General features: G+C 39.4%; 2 protein-coding genes. Both read left to right on the top strand.

Annotated features, from left to right (window positions below):
- On the top strand, positions 1–215 hold a 215-nt coding region (locus tag JFC07_RS13235), incomplete at its 5' end, for a hypothetical protein (RefSeq protein WP_227697983.1).
- 20 nt (positions 216–235) lie between these two features.
- On the top strand, positions 236–606 hold a 371-nt coding region (locus tag JFC07_RS13060), incomplete at its 3' end, for a transposase (protein WP_198329231.1).

The following is a 606-nucleotide window of genomic DNA, read 5'->3' as shown; positions in this document are numbered from 1 at the left end:
AGACCATGCCAAACTTTAACAGACTTAGTGAAACTTTAACCCAAAACCTGAGTATGAACAAGGCAAGAATCAATTGTTTGAGCCTAATGATAATAGCCCTGATTACTGCTCAAAGCAGTAATCTTAAAAAAAATAGCAAGACATCTTTCCTAAGGGTGGCAAGACCGACAGTCACTATCGCAGACTACAGCGATTTTTTGCCGAAGCGAGGATAGACTACGATCAACTGGCTTTAATGATATATCGACTATTTGGACTAGGCAAAGTCACCTTAACCATTGACCGCACCAACTGGAAATGGGGTAAAAGTAACCTCAACATCTTTATGCTAGGGGTGGTATATAAAGGGATAGCCATCCCCTTATACTGGCAAATGCTAGATAAGCGAGGTAATACAAACCATCTTGAACGCTGTGAACTTATTGAGCGGTTTATCAAACAATTTGGCAAAGATAACCTTGAGATGATAGTAGCGGACAGAGAGTTTGTTGGCGAAAAATGGTTTAACTGGCTCACCAATAATCACATACCCTTTGCCATACGGATTAAGAAGAACAGTAAAGTTAAGAATCATCATGGCAAGTTGGTACAGATTAAAGAGTTATT

This window comes from Psychrobacter faecalis, from assembly GCF_016107575.1.
Taxonomy (GTDB): domain Bacteria; phylum Pseudomonadota; class Gammaproteobacteria; order Pseudomonadales; family Moraxellaceae; genus Psychrobacter; species Psychrobacter faecalis.
Note: the sequence above shows the minus strand (reverse complement) of the source record. Positions and strands in the feature narration are given on the sequence as shown.